Source organism: Micromonospora sp. SH-82, assembly GCF_051132485.1.
Taxonomy (GTDB): Bacteria; Actinomycetota; Actinomycetes; order Mycobacteriales; family Micromonosporaceae; genus Micromonospora.
In genome coordinates, this window is the sequence record NZ_CP148049.1 from 657,272 (window position 1) to 679,760 (window position 22,489).

The 22,489-nt window shown below is 72.5% G+C and carries 19 protein-coding genes; 4 read left to right on the top strand and 15 right to left on the bottom strand.

The window, feature by feature from the left end; translation table 11 throughout:
• The first annotated feature begins 49 nt into the window (after positions 1–49).
• Entirely contained in the window at positions 50–1,231 is a 1,182-nt protein-coding gene (disA, locus tag WHN02_RS03045) for a DNA integrity scanning diadenylate cyclase DisA (protein WP_350898554.1), read from the top strand.
• A gap of 36 nt (positions 1,232–1,267) precedes the next feature.
• Here disA and WHN02_RS03050 read toward each other — a convergent pair whose 3' ends face one another.
• From WHN02_RS03050 to WHN02_RS03060, 3 genes are all read right to left on the bottom strand, one after another.
• A complete protein-coding gene (locus WHN02_RS03050; protein ID WP_434741959.1) occupies positions 1,268–1,690 on the bottom strand; it encodes a hypothetical protein in 423 nt (140 codons plus the stop codon).
• 549 nt (positions 1,691–2,239) lie between these two features.
• On the bottom strand, positions 2,240–2,788 hold the full coding sequence (locus tag WHN02_RS03055) for a peptide deformylase (protein ID WP_434741960.1): 549 nt from the start codon (positions 2,786–2,788) through the stop codon (positions 2,240–2,242).
• Entirely contained in the window at positions 2,785–3,297 is a 513-nt protein-coding gene (locus tag WHN02_RS03060; RefSeq protein ID WP_434741961.1) for a glycine cleavage system protein R, read from the bottom strand. The genes WHN02_RS03055 and WHN02_RS03060 overlap by 4 nt, the downstream gene beginning before the upstream one ends.
• Before the next feature lie 121 nt (positions 3,298–3,418).
• On the opposite strand from WHN02_RS03060, the gene WHN02_RS03065 reads away from it, so the two are divergent.
• Positions 3,419–4,324 (top strand): A/G-specific adenine glycosylase, encoded by a 906-nt coding sequence (locus WHN02_RS03065; protein WP_434741962.1) that lies wholly within the window; start codon positions 3,419–3,421, stop codon positions 4,322–4,324.
• Positions 4,325–4,518: 194 nt separating this feature from the next.
• On the opposite strand, the gene WHN02_RS03070 is transcribed toward WHN02_RS03065, so the two are convergent.
• The 10 genes from WHN02_RS03070 to WHN02_RS03115 form a co-directional block, all read right to left on the bottom strand.
• The gene (locus tag WHN02_RS03070; protein ID WP_350898564.1) at positions 4,519–7,050 is read right to left on the bottom strand and encodes an ATP-dependent Clp protease ATP-binding subunit; all 2,532 of its coding nucleotides are present in this window, start codon (positions 7,048–7,050) and stop codon (positions 4,519–4,521) included.
• Positions 7,051–7,592: 542 nt separating this feature from the next.
• Positions 7,593–7,937 (bottom strand): histone-like nucleoid-structuring protein Lsr2, encoded by a 345-nt coding sequence (locus WHN02_RS03075; RefSeq protein ID WP_350898566.1) that lies wholly within the window; start codon positions 7,935–7,937, stop codon positions 7,593–7,595.
• A gap of 108 nt (positions 7,938–8,045) precedes the next feature.
• Positions 8,046–9,554: a lysine--tRNA ligase gene (gene lysS / locus WHN02_RS03080; RefSeq protein ID WP_434741963.1), complete on the bottom strand. Its 1,509-nt coding sequence runs from the start codon at positions 9,552–9,554 to the stop codon at positions 8,046–8,048.
• An 82-nt stretch (positions 9,555–9,636) separates the two neighbouring features.
• Positions 9,637–10,395: a type III pantothenate kinase gene (locus tag WHN02_RS03085; protein WP_350898570.1), complete on the bottom strand. Its 759-nt coding sequence runs from the start codon at positions 10,393–10,395 to the stop codon at positions 9,637–9,639.
• 29 nt (positions 10,396–10,424) lie between these two features.
• Positions 10,425–11,315: a carboxylating nicotinate-nucleotide diphosphorylase gene (gene nadC / locus WHN02_RS03090; protein WP_434743795.1), complete on the bottom strand. Its 891-nt coding sequence runs from the start codon at positions 11,313–11,315 to the stop codon at positions 10,425–10,427.
• An 82-nt stretch (positions 11,316–11,397) separates the two neighbouring features.
• The gene (locus tag WHN02_RS03095; protein WP_434743796.1) at positions 11,398–13,092 is read right to left on the bottom strand and encodes an L-aspartate oxidase; all 1,695 of its coding nucleotides are present in this window, start codon (positions 13,090–13,092) and stop codon (positions 11,398–11,400) included.
• A gap of 124 nt (positions 13,093–13,216) precedes the next feature.
• The gene (locus tag WHN02_RS03100) at positions 13,217–14,110 is read right to left on the bottom strand and encodes a septum formation family protein (RefSeq protein WP_434741964.1); all 894 of its coding nucleotides are present in this window, start codon (positions 14,108–14,110) and stop codon (positions 13,217–13,219) included.
• A 112-nt stretch (positions 14,111–14,222) separates the two neighbouring features.
• Entirely contained in the window at positions 14,223–14,648 is a 426-nt protein-coding gene (gene panD / locus WHN02_RS03105) for an aspartate 1-decarboxylase (RefSeq protein ID WP_434741965.1), read from the bottom strand.
• Between the two features lie 33 nt (positions 14,649–14,681).
• Entirely contained in the window at positions 14,682–15,530 is an 849-nt protein-coding gene (panC, locus tag WHN02_RS03110) for a pantoate--beta-alanine ligase (RefSeq protein ID WP_434741966.1), read from the bottom strand.
• Between the two features lie 67 nt (positions 15,531–15,597).
• Positions 15,598–16,554, bottom strand: a complete 957-nt coding sequence (locus WHN02_RS03115; protein WP_434741967.1) for a Rossmann-like and DUF2520 domain-containing protein — start codon at positions 16,552–16,554, stop codon at positions 15,598–15,600.
• Between the two features lie 154 nt (positions 16,555–16,708).
• Here WHN02_RS03115 and WHN02_RS03120 point away from each other — a divergent pair, with 154 nt between their 5' ends.
• Both WHN02_RS03120 and WHN02_RS03125 read left to right on the top strand, forming a co-directional pair.
• Positions 16,709–17,749, top strand: coding sequence for an SAM-dependent methyltransferase (locus WHN02_RS03120; RefSeq protein WP_434743797.1), 1,041 nt, complete (start codon positions 16,709–16,711; stop codon positions 17,747–17,749).
• Positions 17,746–18,915 (top strand): NADH-quinone oxidoreductase subunit D, encoded by a 1,170-nt coding sequence (locus WHN02_RS03125; RefSeq protein ID WP_434741968.1) that lies wholly within the window; start codon positions 17,746–17,748, stop codon positions 18,913–18,915. Before WHN02_RS03120 ends, WHN02_RS03125 begins: the two co-directional genes overlap by 4 nt.
• 19 nt (positions 18,916–18,934) lie before the next feature.
• Here WHN02_RS03125 and WHN02_RS03130 read toward each other — a convergent pair whose 3' ends face one another.
• On the bottom strand, positions 18,935–21,082 hold the full coding sequence (locus tag WHN02_RS03130) for a hypothetical protein (protein ID WP_434741969.1): 2,148 nt from the start codon (positions 21,080–21,082) through the stop codon (positions 18,935–18,937).
• Positions 21,083–21,300: 218 nt separating this feature from the next.
• Positions 21,301–22,305 carry a glycine betaine ABC transporter substrate-binding protein gene (locus tag WHN02_RS03135; RefSeq protein ID WP_434741970.1) on the bottom strand — a complete coding sequence of 335 codons (1,005 nt, stop codon included), beginning with the start codon at positions 22,303–22,305 and terminating at the stop codon, positions 21,301–21,303.
• Positions 22,306–22,489 lie beyond the last annotated feature (184 nt).

Genomic DNA, 22,489 nt, shown 5'->3' on the forward strand with positions numbered 1-22,489 from the left:
ACAGTAACCGCGACAGCACCGAACGCAGGGCAGTCCGTAGACTGTGCCCGTGCCGATCGACCGCGATGCCACCAAGCCTGCCGGCGCGACAACCCACGTCCGCACGGGTGCCGTGGGGACGCCCGCCCGCCCGATCAGCGTCAGCGTGACCGGGGCGGCCGGCGGTGCCGGCGACCCGCTGCGGGCCAACCTCGCCCTGATGGCTCCCGGCACCGCGCTCCGGGACGGGCTGGAACGCATCCTGCGCGGCCGGACCGGTGCGCTGATCGTGCTCGGCTACGACAAGGTGGTGGAGGGGATCTGCACCGGCGGATTCCCGCTGGACGTGGAGTTCTCCGCCACCCGGGTCCGGGAGCTGTGCAAGATGGACGGCGCTGTGGTGCTCTCCAGCGACGGCACCCGGATCGTGCGGGCCGCCGTGCACCTGATGCCCGACCCGTCCATCCCGACCGAGGAGTCCGGCACCCGGCACCGTACGGCCGAGCGGGTCGCCCGGCAGGCCGGATACCCGGTCATCTCGGTGAGCCAGTCGATGCGGATCATCAGCCTCTACGTCAACGGTCAGCGGCACGTGCTCGACGACTCGGCGGCGATCCTGTCCCGGGCGAACCAGGCCCTGGCCACCCTGGAGCGGTACAAACTCCGTCTCGACGAGGTCTCCGGGACCCTCTCCGCCCTGGAGATCGAGGACCTGGTCACCGTCCGGGACGCGGTCGCGGTGGTCCAGCGGCTGGAGATGGTCCGTCGGATCGCCGACGAGATCGCCGGGTACGTCGTCGAACTGGGCACCGACGGCCGGTTGCTCGCGCTCCAGCTGGACGAGCTGATGGCGGGTGTGGACGCCGACCGCACCCTGGTCATCCGGGACTACCTGCCCACCGGCCGCCGGTCGCGGACCCTGGACGAGGCTCTGGTCGAGCTGGACCTGCTCGGTGCGACCGAGCTGATCGACCTGGTGGCGGTGGCGAAGGCGATCGGCTACCCGTCCGCCTCGGACGCCCTGGACGCCGCCGTCAGCCCGCGTGGTTTCCGGCTGCTGGCGAAGGTGCCACGGCTGCCGGTGGCGATCGTCGACCGGCTGGTCCTGCACTTCGGCAGCCTGCAACGGCTGCTCGGGGCGACAGTCGAGGACCTCCAGGCCGTCGAGGGGGTCGGTGACGCCCGGGCCCGAGGGGTCCGCGAGGGGCTGTCCCGGCTGGCCGAGGCCTCGATCCTGGAGCGGTACGTCTGACCGGGGCGGGAGTCTCCGCCCCGGGATCCGACGGCGTCAGCTGACGACTGTCAGCTTGACCGGCTCACTGAGCTTCGTGGAGAGCCGGCCGAAGAGCTGGTACGTGCCGGCGGCAGCGAACTCCCCGGCGGCCGAGCCCTCGCCGCAGCGGCTGGCCTCCCGGCCGTTCCACGCCACCTGGTAGGAGCGTTCGAAGCCGGGGGTGAAGGACTGCACGTCGACCCCCTTGGCGGTGCCGCAGGTGTCGGAGGACCAGATCTTCTCGGCACCTGACTTGAGGTACAGCTCCTGGGCGTCGGCACCGACGTCCCGGGTGCAGGTCCGACCCGAGACGTTCTTGATCTTGATCTGGAGGTTGACCACAGTGCCCCGCTGGGGCCGCTCCGGGGCCGCCACCGGCGTCACCTGGATCTCCTGGTCGGTGCAGGCCTCCGCGCCTCCGGGTGCGACCGCAGGCACCCCCGAACCTCCCGGCGTGGTGCCCGGTCCACCCGAGCCCGAGTCGCCGGAGCCGCCCTGGTCACCCCCACCCCCCGGATTCCCCGCGCCGGGGTCACCCGCACCGCCCGGGGCACCCGGGCCGCCCGGAGCACCGGCACCACCGTCTGGGCCACCGGAGCCACCGTCGTCCTGCCCGCCACCGGGTCCGCCCGGCGCCCCGCCGTCCGGACCGTCGGAGGGCGAGCCGGTCTGCGGAGTCGGCACCGACTCCCCCGGGGCAGGGGCGGACGGAGACGCGCCACCGTCCGGGCCGGCAGTGTTGTCCGACCGGCTACAGGAGTACAGCAGGACAACCAGGAGCAGGATGACCGCGCCGAGCACGACGGCGCGACGCCGCCAGTAAACGGCGGATGGCAGGGGACCGACCGTCAGACGCATGATGTCCCCACCGTAACGGCGCGCTGCACCCGCGTCCGACACGACGCGCCGGACCGGCCGCCCCTCACCGCGCCGACCTTCCACTCACGACCGTGCCGGGCGGCGAGTCACCAGGTCGGGCCGAACCCGTCACAGGTAGACCTTGCGCTGGTGGACGGCGTGTGCCCCGGCGACCCGGTCCAGGAAGAGCTTCCCCGCGCAGTGGTCGATCTCGTGTTGCAACGCACGGGCCTCGAACGCGTCGGTGGTCAGCCGGACCGTACGGCCGGTCCCCGGCAGTTCACCCTCCACCACGAGACGGCTGGCCCGCTTGACGTCACCGGTCAGGTCGGGCACCGACATGCAGCCCTCCCGGGCGGCCTTCCACCGGGTGGCCTCGACGACCCGGGCGTTGCACAGGACGAAGACACCGTGCAGGGTGACCGCCTTGGCGTGACCGGTCACGTCCACCGCGAAGACCTGCGCGGAGACCCCGATCTGCGGGGCCGCCAGCCCGACGCACCCCGGGGAGACCCGCATCGTGGCGATCAGGTCCGCAGCGAGGCGTACCGTCTCCGGGGCGGTCGGGTCGACCTCGGTACCGGCCCGGCTCAGCACCGATTCGGGAGCGGTCACCACCGGGCGTACCTCACCCGGGACCCCCAGCGTCTCCGGTGTCCAGTCGCCGAGCCCGCTCACAGCAGATCCGTGTCGACCGGTCGGAGGGTGGCCTCGACACCCAGCTCGGCGGCGGTCCGACCCAGCTCCCCGGCCACCTCGTCGGCGGCACCCGGTGGGAGGTCCACCTCGGCCACCACCACGTAGAGGGACCCGGACAGCCGGGTGCTCAGATCGGTGACGTTGCCGCCGACGTCGGCGAGCACCCTGGTCGTGGCGGCCACGATGCCCATCCGGTCGGCGCCGTGCACCGTCAGCACGTACGGCTCACCGGTCGGTGCCACCTCACCCTCCCCGACGACCGCGCGGACGGTGGCCAGCAGGTGTCCGTCGGCGGCGATCGGACCCAGCGCGGCCTCGGCCTCGGCGGCGGTCGGACCGACACAGATGAGGGTCATCGCGAACTGTCCGCGCAGACGGGTCATGGTGGAGTCGGTGAGGTTCGCACCGAGGCGGGCGAGCACCTCGGCGACGTCGGCCACGATGCCGGGCCGGTCCCGGCCGATGACGGTGATCGCGAGCTGGTTCATCCGGGCATTCTCCCCGAACCGCCCGGCGACCCGGCGACGACCCCCGCCCGACCAGCACACCTGCCGGGGAGGAACCGGTCCCGTCGCCCTCCGCGGAGCGCGTGACATCATCACTGACGCGATGTCTGAGCAAACGTTCGCCACCCTGGTCAGTCGGTGGTACGAAGAGCACGCCCGGGACCTGCCGTGGCGCCGTCCCGGGGTCACCCCCTGGGCCATCCTGGTCAGCGAGGTCATGCTTCAGCAGACCCCGGTCGTCCGGGTGGTGCCCGCCTGGCAGGAGTGGCTGGCCCGGTGGCCGACTCCGGCCGCGCTCGCCGCCGACACCCCCGCCGAGGCGATCCGGATGTGGGGGCGGCTCGGCTACCCTCGCCGGGCGATCCGGTTACGGGACTGCGCCGTGGCGATCGTCGAACGGCACGGTGGCGAGGTCCCGCAACGGCTGGACCAGCTCCTGGCCCTGCCGGGGGTGGGGACGTACACGGCACGGGCCGTCGCCGCCTTCGCCTTCGGGCAGCGACACCCGGTGGTGGACACCAACGTCCGACGGGTGGTCTGCCGAGCGATCGCCGGGGAGCCGGACGCCGGTCCCGCCACCCGTCCCGCCGACCTGGTCGCCACCGAGGAACTCCTCCCGGTCGCGCCGGCCGACGCCGCCCTGGCCAGCGCCGCGATCATGGAACTGGGGGCGGTGCTCTGCGTGGCCCGGTCACCCCGTTGCGACAGGTGTCCGGTGGCGTCGACCTGCGCCTGGCTGGCCGCCGGCCGCCCGGCCCCAACCGGGCCGACCCGCCGCCCCCAGCAGTACGCCGGCACCGACCGGCAGGTACGCGGACTCCTGCTCGGCGTACTGCGGGAGACCGTCGGACCGGTACCCCGCCAACGCCTGGACCAGGTCTGGGGGGACGACGTCCAGCGGGCTCGGGCCCTCGCCGGGCTGGTCACCGACGGTCTGGTCGAACCCGTCGACGAGACCTCGTTCCGGCTGGCCGGTGACGGCGGCCCGGCCGCCCCCACTGTCGTCTGACCTCGCCGCCCGACACCCCCCGTCGGACGCCCACCACCCGGACACCCGCTCTCCGACACCGCTGCCGGACATCTTGTCCGCTGTCCGCTGCCGGACGTCCGCTCTCCGGAGCGGGAGAACGGGATCGGCCCGGCGGTGGAGTACCCGCCGGGCCGATCCCGTCGTCGGTGCCTGCGATCAGGCGTGCGTACTGGTCACTCGTCGGCACCTGCGGCGGCGGTGCCGCCCAGGTCGGCGGGGACCGCGTCCGGCACCTCGACCGGCTTCTCCGCGCCCTTGAAGACGAGCTTGGACTTGTCGATGTCCTCCGGGTCGCCCTCGCAGTCCACCACCACGATCTGACCCGGGGTCAGCTCGTTGAACAGGATCCGCTCGGAGAGGTTGTCCTCGATGTCGCGCTGGATCGTGCGACGCAGGGGACGGGCCCCGAGGACCGGGTCGAAGCCCTTCTTCGCCAGGTACTTCTTGGCGTTGTCGGTCAACTCCAGACCCATGTCCTTGTTGCGGAGCTGGCCCTCGATCCGCTGGATCATGATGTCCACGATCGAGAGGATCTCGTTCTGGCGGAGCTGGTGGAAGACGATGGTGTCGTCGATCCGGTTGAGGAACTCCGGCCGGAAGTGCTGCTTGAGCTCGTCGTTGACCTTCTGCTTCATCCGGTCGTAGTTGGAGTCGGAGTCCTCCGACGCCTGGAAGCCGAGCGAGACGGCCTTGGCCACGTCCCGGGTGCCCAGGTTGGTGGTCAGGATGATGACCGTGTTCTTGAAGTCCACGATCCGGCCCTGACCGTCGGTGAGCCGCCCGTCCTCCAGGATCTGCAGGAGGGTGTTGAAGACGTCCGGGTGGGCCTTCTCGATCTCGTCGAAGAGGACCACCGAGAACGGCCGACGCCGCACCTTCTCGGTGAGCTGACCACCCTCGTCGTAGCCGACGTATCCGGGCGGGGCACCGACCAGCCGGGAGACCGTGTACCGGTCGTGGAACTCGGACATGTCCAGCTGGATCAGGGCGTCCTCGCTGCCGAACAGGAACTCGGCGAGGGCCTTGGAGAGCTCGGTCTTACCGACGCCGGACGGACCGGCGAAGATGAACGACCCGGACGGACGCTTCGGGTCCTTCAGACCGGCCCGGGTACGCCGGATCGCCTTCGAGACCGCCTTGACGGCGTCCTCCTGGCCGATGACGCGCTTGTGCAGCTCGTCCTCCATGCGCAGGAGACGGGAGGTCTCCTCCTCGGTCAGCTTGTAGACCGGGATACCGGTCCAGTTGCCGAGGACCTCGGCGATCTGCTCGTCGTCGACCTCGCTGACGACGTCCAGGTCACCGGCCTTCCACTCCTTCTCCCGCTGGGCCTTCTGGCCGAGCAGCTGCTTCTCCTTGTCCCGCAGCTGGGCGGCCCGCTCGAAGTCCTGCGCGTCGATCGCGGACTCCTTGTCCCGGCGGACCTGGGCGATCCGCTCGTCGAAGTCCCGCAGGTCCGGCGGCGCGGTCATCCGGCGGATCCGCATCCGGGCCCCGGCCTCGTCGATCAGGTCGATCGCCTTGTCCGGCAGGAAGCGGTCGGAGATGTACCGGTCGGCCAGCGTCGCCGCCGCCACCAGCGCGGCGTCGGTGATGCTCACCCGGTGGTGTGCCTCGTACCGGTCGCGCAGGCCCTTGAGGATCTCGATTGTGTGCGCCAGCGACGGCTCGCCCACCTGGATGGGCTGGAACCGGCGCTCCAGCGCGGCGTCCTTCTCCAGGTGCTTGCGGTACTCGTCGAGGGTGGTCGCTCCGATGGTCTGGAGCTCGCCCCGAGCCAGCATCGGCTTGAGGATGCTGGCCGCGTCGATCGCGCCCTCCGCGGCACCCGCACCCACCAGGGTGTGGATCTCGTCGATGAAGAGGATGATGTCGCCCCGGGTGCGGATCTCCTTGAGGACCTTCTTCAGGCGTTCCTCGAAGTCACCCCGGTAGCGGGACCCGGCGACCAGGGCACCGAGGTCGAGGGTGTAGAGCTGCTTGTCCTTGAGGGTCTCGGGGACCTCGCCTTTGATGATCTTCTGGGAGAGCCCCTCCACCACGGCGGTCTTACCGACGCCGGGCTCACCGATCAGGACCGGGTTGTTCTTGGTACGGCGGGAGAGCACCTGCATGACCCGCTCGATTTCCTTCTCGCGCCCGATCACCGGGTCGAGCTTGCCCTCGCGGGCGGCCTGGGTCAGGTTCCGGCCGAACTGGTCCAGCACCAGGCTGGTCGAGGGAGCGGCCTCCCCCGGGGCGGCACCGGCGGCGGCCGGCTCCTTGCCCTGGTAGCCGGAGAGCAGCTGGATCACCTGCTGGCGGACCCGGTTGAGGTCGGCACCGAGCTTCACCAGCACCTGGGCGGCCACGCCCTCGCCCTCGCGGATCAGGCCGAGCAGGATGTGCTCCGTACCGATGTAGTTGTGGCCGAGCTGCAGCGCCTCGCGCAGCGACAGCTCCAGCACCTTCTTCGCCCGCGGCGTGAACGGGATGTGCCCGCTCGGTGCCTGCTGGCCCTGGCCGATGATCTCCTCGACCTGCTGGCGGACGCCCTCCAGGGAGATGCCCAGGCTCTCCAGAGCCTTGGCCGCGACGCCCTCACCCTCGTGGATCAGGCCCAGCAGGATGTGCTCCGTACCGATGTAGTTGTGGTTGAGCATCCGGGCCTCTTCTTGGGCCAGGACGACAACCCGTCGCGCTCGGTCGGTGAACCGCTCGAACATGCCCTCGTGCTCCTCACGTGCCGTGCGCCTTGATGGTCAGATCTCGGCGGGGCCGGTGCGCGGACGTCCGGACGGGCGTCCTTGCCTCATTACTCTATCGCCGCGGACCGACTCCGCTGAGGTCGTGTGCCACCGCCAGCGCCCAGGTACGCGTCGTTTCATCCAACCGTCCACGCTCAGACGGTGTTCCGGGGACTCCCCCGCTACGCGGAGAGCGAAATTCCGTCCGCCCGCAGAGCGGGACCGATCCGGCCGGAGGGCGTCGTCCACAGGCTGTGGACAGACTCTCCACCGGCTGTGGACAACATCCGTCCGGCCCTGGTTCTTCCCATCCGTCCCGACCGGCGGCGACCCCGCCCGCAGATCGGGCCGACGAGACGGGAGCCGGCCGACGAGACCGGAGCGGGCCGACGCCAGGCCGGGTGGGACCTACGAGACCGACGCCGGCCCGGAGAGGTCTCCGGTCCGGCGTCGGTCTCGCCCGCCACGTCCGAACGACGCTCGGCGTGGTGAGGTCGGCGCTGGGCGTCGTGCCGCCCGCGTCAGCGCTTCGCGTGGTACTCGTCGACGATCTCCTGCGGGATGCGCCCCCGGTCGGAGATGTCCTTGCCCGCCTTCTTGGCCCAGTCCCGGATCGCCCGGTTCTGCTCGCGGTCGGCGGTCGCCCCGCCCCGACCACGGGCAGCCCGACCTCCGACCACCACGCCGCCCCGGCCCACCTTCGTGCCGGCGGCAACGTACCGGGCGAATGCGTCACGCAATTGTTCGGCATTGGATTTCGACAGGTCGATCTCGTACTGAACGCCATCCAGGGCGAACTTGACGGTCTCTTCGGCGTCCCCGCCGTCCAGGTCATCGACCAGCTTGTGAATGATCTGCTTGGCCACGTCGCAACAATCCTTTCCAGCAGGGTCTCCTGCAGGAAGCACAATAGCCCGTTCGATGCTTCCCCCGTCAATAGGACGGGCAGAAAAGTCGGCCGGACCACCGTCGAACTACTCCGGCCGCACCAACGGGAAGAGGATCGTTTCCCGAATTCCGAGGCCGGTGAGCGCCATCAACAGCCTGTCGATTCCCATTCCCATACCCCCGGCCGGCGGCATTCCGTACTCCATGGCCCGGAGAAAGTCCTCGTCCAGCCGCATCGCCTCGTCGTCCCCACGGGCCGCCAGCTGGGCCTGCGCCATCAGCCGCTCACGCTGCACGACCGGGTCGACGAGCTCGGAGTACGCAGTACCCAGCTCGAATCCGAGTACGTACAGGTCCCATTTCTCGGCCAGTCCCGGCTCACTGCGGTGCGCCCGGGTCAGCGGGCTGGTCTCCTCCGGGTAGTCGCGGATGAAGGTCGGCTCCCGCAGGCCGGGCACGACAAGCTCCTCGAACAGCTCCTCGGCCAGCTTGCCCGCACTCCACTTCGGGTCCACGGCCAGCCCGACCTTGTCGGCGTACTCGACCAGGCGGGACCGTTCGGTCCGGACGGTGACCTCCTCGCCGAGCGCCTCGGAGAGCACCCCGAACAGGGTGACCGACCGCCACTGCCCACCCAGGTCCAACTCCTGGCCGTCGGCGTGGGTCACCACCGTCGACCCGCCCACGGCGATCGCCGCCTGCTGCACCAGATTCTGCGTCAGCTCGGCCATGGTGTCGTAGTCGCCGTACGCCTGGTATGCCTCCAGCATCGCGAACTCGGGCGAGTGCGAAGAGTCGACACCTTCATTACGGAAGTTGCGGTTGATCTCGAACGCCCGGTCGACGCCGCCCACCACGACGCGCTTGAGAAACAGTTCCGGGGCGATTCGGAGATACAGATCAGTACCCAAAGCATTGCTGTGGGTCACGAATGGCCGGGCCGCCGCGCCGCCGTGCAGCAACTGCAGCATCGGGGTCTCCACCTCGATGTAGCCGTCCCCGTGCAGAGTGTCGCGGAGGCTCCGTACGGTGGTGGCCCGGGTACGGACCATCTGCCGCGCCTGCGAGCGGACGACCAGGTCGACGTAGCGCTGCCGGACCCGGGCCTCCTCGCTCAGCGGCTTGTGCGCCACCGGCAGCGGACGCAGCGCCTTCGCGGTGATCGCCCACTGCTCGACGAGCACCGACAGCTCACCCCGACGGCTGGTGATCACCTCGCCGGTGACGCCCACGTGGTCGCCCAGGTCGACCAGGCGCTTCCAGTCCTCCAGCCGGTCGGCACCGACCCGGTCCAGGGAGAGCATCGCCTGCAACTCGGTGCCGTCGCCGTCCCGCAGGGTGGCGAAACAGAGCTTCCCGGTGTTCCGTACGAAGATCACCCGGCCGGTGACCGAGACCCGGTCCCCGGTGGCGGTGTCGGTTTCGAGCTCGGCGTATTCCGCCCGGACCCGGGCCAGGGTGCTGGTCCGGGGATACCCGAGCGGGTAGGGCTCGACGCCCTCGGCGAGCATCCGGTCCCGCTTCTCCCGGCGGACCTTCATCTGCTCGGGAAGGTCGTCGGCGGGATCGACTGGCACGGGCTTCTGCTCGGTCACGGCACGCTTCCTCAGCTACGGATTCCAGGGGGTCAGCCCCCGAGCGTACTCAAGCACCGACGGGGCCTTCGCGCACACCGTTTCAGGTGTTGCGCTCGTAGACCATGCGCAGGCCGATCAGAGTGATCATCGGCTCGTGGTGGGTGATGCTCCGACACTCCCCCATCACCAGGGAGGCCAGTCCGCCGGTGGCGATGACCGCCTGGACCCCGCCCAACTCCTCGGCCATCCGCTCGACGATCCGGTCCACCTGCCCGGCGAACCCGAAGTACAGCCCGGACTGCAGACACTCGACGGTGTTCTTGCCGATCACCGAACGGGGCCGGGTCGCCTCGACCTTGCGCAGCTGGGCGGCGCGGGCGGCGAGGGCGTCGAAGGAGATCTCGATCCCCGGGGCGAACGCACCGCCGAGGAACTCCCCCCGACCGCTCACCACGTCGAAGTTGGTGGTGGTGCCGAAGTCGACCACGATCGACGGCCCCCCGTAGAGGGTGTACGCGGCGAGGGTGTTCACCACCCGGTCCGCGCCCACCTCCTTGGGGTTGTCGATGGCCAGCTGCACCCCGGTACGGACCCCCGGCTCGACGATGACGCTGGGCAGGTCGCCGTAGTAGCGCTCCAGCATGTTCCGCAGCGACCGCAAGGCGGCCGGGACGGTGGAGCACGCGGCGACCCCGGTGATCTCGACGGCATCCCCCGCGAGCAGGCCCCGGAACATCAGGCCCAGTTCGTCGGCGGTGGACCGGGCGTCGGTCTTGATCCGCCAGGAGTGCACCAGCTTGTCACCGGCGAAGGTCGCCAGCACGGTGTTGGTGTTTCCGATGTCGATGCAGAGCAGCACGTTGCGAAGCCTAGACAACGCGCCCGCCGTCACCGCCGTCGCAGGTCCATCGCGACGTCCAGGACCGGCGACGAGTGGGTCAGCGCGCCGACCGACAGGTAGTCCACCCCGGTCGCCGCGTACTCGCCGGCCACCTCCAGGGTCAGACCGCCGGTGGCCTCCAACTCGGCCCGGTCCCCGACGGCGGCCACCACCTCGGTCAGCACGGCCGGGGTCATGTTGTCGCAGAGCAGGAAGTCCGCCCCGGCCTCCACCGCCTCCACCGCCTCGGCCACCGTGGTCACCTCGACCTGCACCGGCACCAGCGGGAACGCCTCCCGGACCCGACGGTAGGCGGCGGCGACCCCACCGGCGGCGAGCTTGTGGTTGTCCTTGATCATCGCGACGTCGTACAGGCCCATCCGCTTGTTGGTGCCGCCACCGGCGCGGACCGCGTACTTCTCCAGGGTCCGCAGGCCGGGGGTGGTCTTGCGGGTGTCGAGCACCATCGCCTTGGTGCCGGCCAACGCGTCGGCCCAGGCCCGGGTGTGGGTCGCCACCCCGGACATCCGGCAGAGCAGGTTGAGGGCGGTCCGCTCGGCGGTGAGCAACAACCGGGTCGGCCCGGTCACAGTGGCCAGGACGTCACCCCGGGCGACCCGCTCACCGTCGGCGGCCAGCACCGACACCTCGACCGCCCCGGCCCCGTCCTCGGGCGCCCCGACCGCCACCTCGGCCACCGTCTCGAAGACCGCAGCCGCCACGGCCAGGCCGGCCACCACCCCGCCCGCCCGGGCCACCAGGTCTGCGGTGTCGGTCTGGTCGGCCGCGATCGTGGCGACGCTGGTGACGTCGAGCACCTCCGGGCCGAGATCCTCGGTCAACGCGTCCTCGATCACCCGACGCACCCGGTCCGGGTCCAACCCGCCGGACCGCAACATCTGCTCCGTCGACTGCCTCACCGTGCCTCCGTCTCGGTTCGTCGCTGCGGTGCCCGCCACCGGTACCGTCCCCGCCCCGTGATCATGCGGACCCCTCCCACCGTTGCGTCAACCGCCCCTGCGGGTCGATCGCGCCGACCAGATGGCCGAGCCACCGGTCCCGGGCCGCCGGGAAGTCCTCACGCCAGTGGCACCCTCGGGTCTCCTGGCGCAGGTACGCGGCGGCGACCAGCGCGGAACCCACGGTGATCAGGTTCGTCGCCTCCCAGTCGGCGGTACGGGGTCGGCCCCGCCCCGTCCCCAGTTCGGTCAGGACGGCGGCGGTCCCGGTGAGGGTGTCCGCCGAGCGGAGCACCCCGGCGCCCCTGGTCATCGCCCGTTGCAGGGGTGCTGTCACCTCAGCTGGCACCACCCAACCGGCCCCGCCGGTCCAGGCCCCCGTCGGGGCCGGTTGCACCTGGTCGGGCAGACCGGTGGCGATCTCCTCGGCGATCCGCCGGGAGAAGACCAGGCCCTCCAGCAACGAGTTGCTGGCCAGCCGGTTCGCCCCGTGCACGCCGGTGCAGGCGACCTCGCCGCAGGCGTACAGGCCGGGAATGGAGGTCCGGCCGCGCAGGTCCGTCCGGACCCCGCCGGAGGCGTAGTGGGCGGCCGGGGCGACCGGGATCAGGTCGGCCGCCGGGTCCACCCCGATGGCCAGGCAGGATGCGACGATCGTGGGGAACCGCTTGGCCAGGTAGTCGCCGCCCAGGTGACGGGCGTCGAGGTAGACGTGGTCGACGCCGTCGGCCAGCAGGACCTGGTGGATGCCCTTGGCGACCACGTCCCGGGGGGCCAGCTCGGCCAGTTCGTGCTGGCCGAGCATGAACCGCCGGCCCCCGGCGTCGACCAGGTGGGCGCCCTCCCCCCGCAGCGCCTCGGAGACCAGCGGCTGCTGGGCCAGGGCGGCCCCGGCCACCCGGGCCTGCGGCGGGACGATCAACGCCGTCGGGTGGAACTGGACGAACTCCACGTCGGTCACGGCCGCCCCGGCGCGCATCGCCAACGCCACCCCGTCCCCGGTCGACACCGCCGGGTTGGTGGTGGCGGCGAAGATCTGTCCCATCCCGCCGGTGGCCAGCACCACCGCCCGGGACAGGATGGCACCCACCCCGTCCTCGCTGCCCTCACCGAGCACGTGCAGGGTGACCCCACACGCGGGGCCGAGACCGTCCGGGCCGTCCCCGGGAGCCCGGAGCAGGTCCAGCACGAGGGCGTGCTCGAACAGGCGGATCCACGGATCGCGCCGGACCGCGGCGTGCAGGGCCCGCTGCACCTCGGCGCCGGTGGCGTCCCCGCCCGCGTGCACGATCCGATCAGCCCGGTGGCCCCCCTCCCGGGTGAGCATCAGCGAACCGTCCGGGTGGCGGTCGAACTCCGCGCCGATCCGCATCAACTCCCGCAGCCGGGTCGGCCCCTCCTCCACCAGGACCCCCACCGCCGCCGGGTCGCAGAGCCCCACCCCGGCGACCTCGGTGTCCGAGGCGTGCGCCGCAGGGGTGTCGTGGGGGTCCAGGACCGCTGCGATGCCGCCCTGCGCCCAGCGGGTCGACCCCTCGTCGATGTCGACCTTCGTCACCACTGTGACGTGCAGCCCCGCCTCGCGCAGATGCAGCGCGGCGGTGAGACCGGCGACCCCCGAACCGACCACGATCACGTCGGTCGTCTCCACCCAACCGGGAGCGGGCGCCGCCAGCAGTCCGGGGAGTCTCGGCAGGTCCAGGGGCGAGGAGTCCATGAGCACAGTCAACCCCGCCGAACCGGCGGCCGGGCAGCCGGGGCCGAGGTGAGTGTTCCCGGCAACGATGTCCGCCACAGGTACCTCTGGCAGGGGTCACGTGCTTCGTCCCTGCGGTGGGGCGCTACCGGGTCCGGGGCGGGAGGCCCGCTGTCCCCACCCCCTTCAACGAACCGGACACCGATCGCTGACTCAGCCAGAGGTAGCAGCGGACACCCCGGTCGCCCGCCCGCCACCGCCCCGCCGACGGCGGACGCACCACCACGTCGGTGCGCAACGGCAGCAGACGATCCTCGGGTACGCCCGCGTACCGCGCGAGCACAGACCGGCACCCGGTGTAGACGGGGGCCCAGTCCCGATCCCGGGTCGGGTACGGCGTCTCCGGTGCCCGGAACACCCCCGCGTACTCCGCGTTGTGCCGCTTGTCGCAGGTCACCGGGGTCAGCCCGGTGACCCGGCCGCCTCGGATCGTGCTCGCCTGCTGGCAGCCCAGCCGCAGCGGCGACGGGCCCCGGAGGGCACCCCGCAGGCTCGTGGTCCGGGTCACCGGATCACCGGCCGCCTCCACCGTGGTCAACTCGGTGAGGTCACACCGGAACCACCGGGCCCCAACGCCCCACCCGACCGCCGAGGGCAACGCCACCCCGAGCCGGAGCCGGGCACCCCGCCACTCGTCACCCAGGTAGCCGGTGGCCCGGACGTCACACTCGGCGAAGGCCCCGCGCAGCTCGACCGAGCCCACCGTCGGCGGCTCCGGGCGGTTCGCGGTGAAGGTGCCCACGTGCACGGTCTCCAGGCGGTGCGGAACGGCACAGTCGACCGGCTGGTAGGTCGCCGGCCCGACCACGTCGGTGAAGTCCCCCGGATGGCAGACCTCGGCCGCCGGGGTGAACGGGGTCGGGGCGGGCAGCGCACCCCAGTCGTCGACCAGGTCGCCGTCGCCGACGGTGGCGGCGCACCCGGTCAGGACGACCGTCGCGACCACCGTCGCCAGTACAGCCCTCCTCGCACTGCGCACCGCGGCCTCCCCCAGCCACCAGCCCCCACGAGAGGGTCCAGGGTAACCGCAGATGTGCACCCGGTGACAGAGCGGATTCGCGGGCCGCTACCCGGCATCGGACATGCCCAGGTCAGACGGCGACAGCGTGTTCGGGACGGACCGGATCGCCGACCAGCCCGGGCACCGCTGCCGACGGGTCCCCGCCCAACTCGATCACCCGGTTCTCCGCGTCGACGTGCACCACCCGGGGCTGGTAGGAGCGCGCCTGCGCGTCGTCCATCTGCCCGTACGAGATGAGGATGACCAGGTCACCGGGGTGCACCAGGTGGGCGGCGGCACCGTTGATCCCGATCACGCCGGTGCCCCGCTCCCCCGGGATCACGTACGTCTCCAGCCGGGCGCCGTTGGTGACGTCCACGATCGCCACCTGCTCGCCCGGCAGCAGGTCGGCCGCGTCGAGCAGGTCCTGGTCCACCGTCACCGAGCCGACGTAGTGCAGGTCGGCCTGGGTCACGGTGGCACGGTGGATCTTCGACTTGAGCATGGTGCGAAACATCAGGGTGCCTTCCACGAGATCGTGTGACGAGGGTCAGGGACGCGGGTCGAGCCGGATCGCCGCGTTGTCGATCAGTCGGACGTCGCCCACCCAGGCCGCCACCAGCAACCGGGCCGGGCCGACGACCGGCCCCGGCTCCAGGGCGGGATCGGTGAGGACCAGGTAGTCCAGCTTCGTCGCCGGGTCACCGGCGGCGAAGGCCCGGTGGGCGGCGGCGAGCACCGCCCCGCCGTCGCTGCCCGCCTCGGCCGCCTCGGCACCGGCCCGCAGGGCGGCGGAGAGGCTCAGGGCGGCCACCCGCTGATCGGACGCGAGGTACCGGTTCCGGCTGGACAGGGCCAGCCCGTCCGGCTCCCGGACGGTGGGCACGCCGACGATCTCGACAGGTACGTCGAGGTCGGCGACCATCTGCCGGATCAGAGCCAACTGCTGGAAGTCCTTCTCCCCGAAGAACGCCAGGTCCGGCCGGGTGAGGTGGAGCAGCTTCAGCACCACTGTCAGCACACCGTGGAAGAACCCCGGCCGACTCGACCCCTCCAGGTCGTCACCGAGCGGACCCGGCGACACCCTGACACCCGGCTCACCCCCGGGATACATCTGCGCGGCCGACGGGGCGAAGACCAGGTCCGCCCCGGCCCGGCGGCAGATCTCCAGGTCCGTCTCGATGGTCCGCGGGTACCTGTCGAAGTCCTCACCCGGACCGAACTGGAGCGGGTTGACGAAGATCGTCACCAGCACCCGGTCGGCCTGTTCCCGGGCCGCCCGGATCAGGGCCTCGTGCCCCTCGTGCAGGGCCCCCATGGTCATCACCACGCCGACCCGCCCGGTCAACCGGCCCCGGGCCGCCGCCAACTCCGCCCGGGTGTGCGCCAACTCGCTCACACCGTCACCTCGCTCCGCTCGGCACCGCCGTGGACATCAGCGCCGACGATTCGCTCGCTCCGCTCGCTCACGCCGCCACCTCGTTCGGGGACAGCACGTCGAGCAGGGGCTCGGCGTCCCGGGGGCGCAGCCGACCGGCGGCGATGGCCCGGTCCGCGGTGCGCCGGGCCAACGCCAGATACGCCGGTACGGAATCCGGGGCGGTCGCCCCCAGCCGGTCCAGGTGCCGACGGACCGTACCCGCGTCGCCCCGGGAGACCGGGCCGGTCAGCGCGTCGTCACCGAGGCGCAGGGCGTTCGTCAGGGCTGCCCCCAGCAGGGGGCCCAACACCTTCTCCGGGTGGGCCACCCCGGCGTGACGGAGCCCGTCGGCGGCCTCGTTGACGAGGGTCACCAGATGGTTGGCCCCGTGGGCGAGCGCCGCGTGGTAGAGCGCCCGATCCACCTCGGCGACCCACTCCGGCACACCACCGAGGTCGGCGACGAGCCTGACTGCCAGCGGCCGCAACCCCACGTCGGCGGTGACCCCGTACGAGATGCCGGGAAGACGACCCAGGTCGTCGGGGGATCCGGTGAACGTCATCGCCGGGTGCAGGGCGAGCGGCCGGGCACCGACGGCGGTGGCCGCAGCCAGCACGTCCAGGCCGTGGGCACCGGAGGTGTGTGCGACCACCTGGCCCGGGTGCAGCGCCCCGGCGGCGGCGAGGTCGGCGACCGCCCCGGCCAGCGCGTCGTCGGGTACCGCGACCAGCAACAGGTCGGCGGCGTCCCGGGCCACCGCGTACGGTGACCGGTGCGGGGTCTGCGGCAACAGCAGTGCGGCGCGGGCCCGGCTCGCCCCCGACGTCCCGGAGACGGCGGCCACCCGGTGCCCGGCGGCGGCCAGTGCGGCCCCCAGGACGGCACCGACCCGACCGGCCCCGACGACGCCGACGGTGAGCCGTGCGGTGGGGGAGGATGGGGAACCCGGGGACACGACGGCCCGCTGCGGGGCGGCCGTACGCGGGCGCGACGGAGCGCTCATAGCGATGATCCAGTCCTCTCGAAGGGGTACCGGTCAATCGCCAGTATGCTCCGCCGTCACCGACCCCGACCAAGTACATGTGAAAACCTTCACCGCTGTCAGGAAGGGCCCCTTGTCATCGTCCTACGCCCCCGAAGGGGCCCCCACTTACCGACTGTTCCCCGACGCGGACCGGCGGCCCGCGTACGAGGAGACGACCCCGACGCCGACGCGGTGGCGGGCGGCGACGACCCAGGCGCTCTACGGGCCCGGCGGGTTCTTCGTCGCAGGTGGCGGACCGGCCGACCACTTCCGGACCAGCGTCAACGCCTCCCCCGTCCTCGCGACCGCCCTGGCGCGCCTGCTCGACGAGGTCGACGCGGCGTTGGGCCGTCCCGAACGGCTGGACGTGGTCGACGTCGGCGCCGGGCGGGGCGAGCTGCTCGTCGCACTGCTCGGCCGACGCCCGCCACCGGCGGACCGGATCCGGTTCACCGCCGTGGAACTGGCTCCCCGACCCGCGGGCCTGCCGTCCGAGATCGGCTGGGTGGACACGATCCCCGACGGGGTCACCGGGCTCCTCGTCTCCACCGAGTGGCTGGACAACGTCGCGCTGGACGTGGCCGGGTGGACCGACGACGGTTGGCGGTACCTGCTCGTCGATCCGGTGACCGGGGAGGACACCCTCGGCGGGCCGGTCGACCCACCGGACGCCGAGTGGCTGGACGCGTGGTGGCCCCGCCGGGTGGTCGGCGAGCGGGCCGAGATCGGCCGCAGCCGCGACGAGGCCTGGGCCGACGCGGTACGCCGCCTCGACCGGGGGATCGCCCTGGCCGTCGACTACGGCCACCTGGCCGACACCCGACCCGGGCAGGGCAGCCTCACCGGGTACCGCGACGGCCGGCAGGTGCCCCCGGTGCCCGACGGGTCCTGCGACGTCACCGCGCACGTCGCTGTCGACTCCGTCGCGGCGGCCGGGGCGACTGTCGCCGGGATGCCGTACTCCCTGGTCACCCAGGAGGAGGCGCTGCGGTCGCTCGGGGTCGACGGCCGCCGCCCACCCCTCGCCCTGGCCTCGACCGACCCCACCGGGTACGTCCGCGCCCTCGCCGCAGCCGGGGCGGCTGCCGAACTGACCGACCCGTCCGGGCTCGGCGGCCACTGGTGGCTCCGGCAACCGGTCGGCGTCGACGGTGATCGGTTCGTGGCACGATGACGGGCATGACCACGGACGCCGGTGACCTCCGCGAGCTGACAGTCGGCACCGGTGCGGGCGGAGAACAGCTCGGCGCCGACATGGTGCTCAACATCGGCCCCCAGCACCCCTCCACCCACGGCGTGCTCCGGCTGAGGCTGGTGCTCGACGGCGAGCGGGTGCTCTCCGCCGAGCCGGTCGTCGGGTACATGCACCGGGGTGCCGAGAAGCTCTTCGAGGTCCGCGACTACCGGCAGATCATCGTGTTGGCCAACCGGCACGACTGGCTCTCCGCGTTCTCCAACGAACTGGGTGTGGTGCTCGCCGTCGAACGGCTGATGGGCATGGAGGTGCCCGAGCGGGCCACCTGGCTGCGGATGCTCCTCGCCGAGCTGAACCGGGTGCTCAACCACCTGATGTTCCTCGGGTCGTACCCGCTGGAGATCGGGGCCATCACCCCGATGTTCTACGCGTTCCGGGAACGGGAGACCATCCAGGCGGTGATGGAGGAGGTCTCCGGTGGGCGGATCCACTACATGTTCAACCGGGTCGGTGGGCTCAAGGAGGAGGTCCCCGCCGGGTGGACCGGCCGGGCCCGCGCCGCCATCGGGGAGGTCCGCCGCAGCCTGCCCGACCTGGACGACCTGATCCGACGCAACGACATCTTCCTGGCCCGTACGGTCGGGGTGGGGGTCCTCACCGCCGCCGAGGCGGCCGCGTTCGGTGCGTCCGGACCGGTGGCCCGAGCCAGCGGGCTCGACCTCGACCTGCGCCGGGACGAGCCGTACCTGGCCTACGACGAGCTGGACGTCCCGGTGGTGACCCGGACCGCCGGGGACTGCCACGCCCGCTTCGAGGTCCTCCTCGACCAGGTGTACGCCTCGCTGGACCTCGCCGATCAGTGCCTGGACCGGGTGGACCGGCTCACCGGGCCGATCAACACCCGGCTGCCGAAGGTGGTGAAGGCACCCGAGGGGCACACCTACGCGTGGACCGAGAACCCGCTCGGGATCAACGGGTACTACCTGGTCTCACGCGGGGAGAAGACCCCCTGGCGGCTGAAGCTGCGCACCGCGTCGTACGCGAACGTCCAGGCCCTCGCCACCCTCCTGCCCGGCTGCCTGGTGCCGGACCTGATCGCCATCCTCGGATCGATGTTCTTCGTGGTCGGCGACATCGACAAGTGACCGACCACATCGGGTCGGATCACCAGCGGCCGGCGTCGTCCGGCCCGGGCGGGCCGTAGGTGTCGGCGGAACGCTGATGCCGGTTGCGGCGGCCCGCGTCGGGCTCCCCGGCGGGCCGACCCCCTGCCGACCTGTCGCCACCTGGTCCGGTCGGCCGCCACTCGTCGGGCACCGGCACCCCACCGGCGGGCAGCGCCGGACGCCCCGGCGGGCCGGACGGGTCCCGGTGCCCGGCCTGACGGGGCGGTTCGCCGTGACGCACCTCGGACCAGCGGTCCTCCACCCGGAACCCGCCGCCGTCGGCGTCGGCGTGCATCCGGGCGTGCCGCTGACCGACCCGGACCTCCCGGCCCCGCTCGTCGTCGCGGACCTCGGCCCACCGGTCCCCGGCCCGTGCCTCGGACCACTGACCGGCGGGCTCCCGGTCCGGGTACGACTCCACCCGCTCCGGGTGCGGCTCCGCGTCGGCCCGGTACGGTGCGCCCGGGCCGGGCCGGGCCGCCTGTTCGGGACGGGGTGCCTCGTCGGGGTTCCCGGACCAGCCGCCCCCGGGGGCCTCACCCCGGTCGGCGCCACGCCGGTCCCGCTGCTCGGGCCAGGTCTGTCCCCCTCGGTGGGCCGACCGGTCGGGCGTCGGTTCGCCCCGCGCGGCCGACCACTCGTCGACCGGCTCGCCGTGGTGCCTCGGTCGGGCCGGGGCGGGTTCCCCGTGCTGTCGCTGCGCGTCCGGGTGCCACCGGTCCGACCGGACCGGCTCGTCGTACCCGCTCCACTGGTCGGACCGGGGCGATTCGCCGCGCTGTCGACCCCGCTCGTCGTACCGGCCGTCCGGCCCCGGGTCGCCCCAGCCCCGGTCGTCGCCGCCGGGGCCGACGTGCCGATCGGACTCGGGCCACCCCCGTCGGCCGCCCGCCTCGGAGCCGTGCTCGGCCGGCCTGGCGTACCCGGACCACTGGCGTTCGTCGGCGGGGGTGGTGCCGCCGGCACGCGGATCCGCAGCGGACCAGGCGTCGCCGTACCGGTCGTCGCCGTACCGGTCGTCGCTTCGGGATCCGTCCACCACCGTGTGCCGGGTGACGTGCACGGTCTCGGTGTGCCGTACCAGCGGAGGCCGGGGTCCCGCCTCCGGCCCGCCAGCCGGAGGCCAGGCCCGGGAGTCGTGGCCGCCGCCCCGGGGCTCGGGTCGCTGGTGCGGGCCGGGCCGACCCGCACCCGGGTACTCGGGGCCGGGGGCCGGGTGGGACCGCCCGGGGTACTGCGGGCGGGGCTGGGCCTCCCAGGCCGCCTCCCGACCCTCGGAAGCACGGTCCCAGTCCGGCTCCGCCTCGTCGTCGGCGGCCCGTCGGCGCCCGGCTCCCACCGGGCCGCCATGGTCCACCGGGCCGCCATGGTCCACCGGCGCGCCCCGGTCCACCGGTCCGGCGGTCCGCGCGGCCGGTTCCGCCGGCTCGACGGGGCGCGCGGACCGCCCCCAGCCCTCCGGCTCGTCCGGGGCCACGTCGACAGGTGTACGACCCCAGCCGCCCGGGTTCCGGGCCGCCGCACGCGGCCGTTGCTCCCAGCCCTCCTCGGGACCGGGCTCCGGTTCACGGACGGCCGGCGGCCGGGCCGTACCGGTCGGGGGCACCGCCTTCGCCACGAGCACGTCTCCGGCCGGCTCCGGGCTCACCACCCGGGCCCGACCGGCACCGTGCGGATCCGCCTCCCCGACGGGCGGAACCGGAACCGCGGCCGAGGCCGCTGCCACCGGGGCGGCCGCCGAGGCCGCGACGACGGGAGCGGCGGCGACCGAAGCGGGCACGTCGTCGAGCCGACGGCGCAGCGCGGCCACCGCCTCCTGGGCCCGGTGCGCCTGGTCCAGTGCCTGGTTGCCCCGCTGGGCCGCGGCGACGATCTCGGACCGCAGTTCCCGGCGCAGGTCGTCGAGCTGCTCCTGCACCTGCTCGGGGTCGACTCCGGCGTCGCCACCGCCGGCCCGCAGCGTGATCGAGAGTCCGATCAGCACCACCGCCCCGATGGCCAGGACCGCGGCCACCCGCAGCGGCCCGTTGCTCTCCGCCACCAGCAGGATCACCGCTGCGACCGGCGCCAACGCCACACCGGTCCAGAAGAGCACTGTCAACAGGGACGGGGGCCGCCGTTCGGGGGCGGAAACCGGTGCCGGCATGGGTCCACAGCCTACCGAGGTGACCCCCGGTGATGGAACGGCGGCGGACATCCCCGTCGAAAACTCTCAGGCGTCCGAGGTCAGCGGCGGACAGGCGTTCCCTTGCCCACCAGCCTCGATCACCGTACGCAGTCGAAAGGGCGACGATGAGTGCCCGGCGACGCGGCGATGGGGTGCCCGGACTCCGCCCGGCACCCCATCGCAGAAGGTCGGACGGGTCAGCCCGCCGCGTACGCGCTGTCCGAGGAGAAGATCAGGCCCACACTGATCGTCCCGGTACGCAGACCGGTCTTGGTCAACGGGCCGCCCTGGTCCAGGGAGGAGAAGGAACCCAGCGAGAGCCCGTAGGTCTTCTCCAGTCCCGGCTTGCAGAAGGGCCGTTCCTGGCACTCCGGCGGGCCGCCCAGGACCGTCGCCTGACCCGAGCACTTCTCGGCCAACTCCGAGAGGGTACGAACCCCGTGCTGGTCGGCGAAGGCCTGGGTGACGGCGAAGGCGTTCTGGTTCTGGGCCGTGGACGGGGCCCCGAAGGAGATGCCCGCCTTCTCACCGAGCCCCTTGAGCGCCTCCACGGTGGCGTCGACGTCCGGCGAGGAGACCGGGTCCGCGTTCTCCCCGTTGACCTTGGTGTTGAGGAACTCGGCCATGGTGGCCGCGTACTCCGGGACGACCTGGATCTCCCCCCGCTCCAGGGCGGGCTCGTAGAGTTCCCGGTTGCCGACCGTCTGGACCGTCACCTCGTACCCGGCCGCGGTGAGCGTGATCCGGTACAGCTCGCCGAGGGTCTGACTCTCGGCGAAGTTGCCGGCCCCGACCACGATCCGGCCGCCCGACCCCCTGGTCAGTCCGGCGGTGAGGTCGTTGGCGGCGGCGAACTCGTCGGCGGCGACCTTGGACGTCTTGCGGTCGACGTCGACAGCCTTGTTGAGCTGGATCAGCTTCTCGGTGTCCAGCGCGGCGGAGACCTTGTCCAGGGCGGCCACGAGCTGGGGGTCGGCCACCTTGGTCTGGATCGCGGGGATCACGTTGTCCGCGTTCTGGAGGTTCTTGTCGTCGGTGAGGGCGACCAGCTGCTCACCGGCCACCGGCGCGCAGCCCTCCCCCGAAGCCTGCTGCTGGGGGGCCTCGGTGCCCGAGGAGCCGGCGTCCCCGCATCCGGTGAGGAACCCCGCCGCCGCGACCGCGGAGGCCGCCCCGATCGCCAGACGTGTACGCGCGCGCATTCGGCCCGCCTTCCGTGTCCCGGCGCGCCCCTGCCGGGTCGGCCGCGTGTCCGACGGGCGGAACCGCTCGTGCGGCGCCCGTGACTCCACCCAACAACCTGAGCCGGTCTTTCGACAAACCGGGACCCGAAGTTGTCACCGGATCGTCACCGAGTCCAACCCCCGGGACGACCAGCCCGCCAGG